The organism is Flavobacterium ponti (genome assembly GCF_042652765.1).
GTDB lineage: Bacteria > Bacteroidota > Bacteroidia > Flavobacteriales > Flavobacteriaceae > Flavobacterium > Flavobacterium ponti.
Genome location: NZ_JBHSGW010000020.1, coordinates 1 through 1,291, shown reverse-complemented (window position 1 = coordinate 1,291; position 1,291 = coordinate 1). Strand labels below are relative to the sequence as shown.

General features: G+C 39.1%; 1 pseudogene. It reads right to left on the bottom strand.

The window, feature by feature from the left end:
- A pseudogene (locus ACFO3U_RS07725) lies at positions 1–1,291 on the bottom strand (T9SS type B sorting domain-containing protein); the annotation flags it as partial.

Genomic DNA, 1,291 nt, shown 5'->3' with positions numbered 1-1,291 from the left:
TTGGTTGTGTTACTGTACTTAATATAGGTTGAACTGGTGTAAGTGGTTGTGCATTAATTACAACATTTGCTGATGAAACTGAAGTACATCCTACTGAATTTGTTACTGTAAACGTATAAGTTCCTGTAGCTAACCCTGATATAGTTGTACTTGATCCTGTTCCTGTTGTTGTAACTCCTCCTGGGTTTCTTGTAATTGTCCAACTTCCTGATGGTAAACCACTCAATACAACACTTCCTGTTGCCGTCGAACATGTTGGTTGAGTAATAGTTCCAACGGTTGGTGCTGATGGTGTAACCGGTTGTGCATTTACCGTAACACTCGCTGATGAAACTGAAGTACATGGTGATAAAGTAGCTGTTACTGTATACGTTCCTGCTGGTGCTGTAACTGTATTTCCTGATATAGTTACTCCAGTTGATGGAGAAACTGCATAGGTATAACTAGCATTATAATTGGTAATAGTAAAACTTCCTGTGGCTGTTGAACATGTTGGTTGTGTTACTGAACTTAATATAGGTTGAACTGGTGTAACCGGTTGTGCATTTACTATAACACTCGCTGATGCTATCGAAGTACATGGTGACAACGTAGCAGTTACTGTATATGTTCCTGCTGGTGCTGTAACTGTGTTTCCTGATATAGTTACTCCAGTTGAAGGTGAAACTGCATAGGTATAACTAGCATTATAATTGGTAATAGTAAAACTTCCTGTTGCTGTTGAACATGTTGGTTGTGTTACTGAACTTAATGTCGGTTGAACTGGTGTAACTGGTTGTGTATTTACCGTAACACTCGCTGATGCTATCGAAGTACATGGTGATAAAGTAGCTGTTACTGTATACGTTCCTGCTGGTGCTGTAACTGTGTTTCCTGATATAGTTACTCCAGTTGAAGGTGAAACTGCATAGGTATAACTAGCATTATAATTGGTAATAGTAAAACTTCCTGTTGCTGTTGAACATGTTGGTTGTGTTACTGAACTTAATGTCGGTTGAACTGGTGTAACTGGTTGTGTATTTACCGTAACACTCGCTGATGCTATCGAAGTACATGGTGATAAAGTAGCTGTTACTGTATATGTTCCTGCTGGTGCTGTAACTGTGTTGCCAGAAATGGTTACTCCAGTTGAAGGTGAAACTGTATAGGTATAACTCGCATTATAATTTGTAATAGTAAAACTTCCTGTTACTGTTGAACATGTTGGCTGTGTTACTGAACTTAATGTCGGTTGTGCTGGTGTTAATGGTTGTGCATTTACCGTAACACTCGCTGATGCTATCGAAGTACA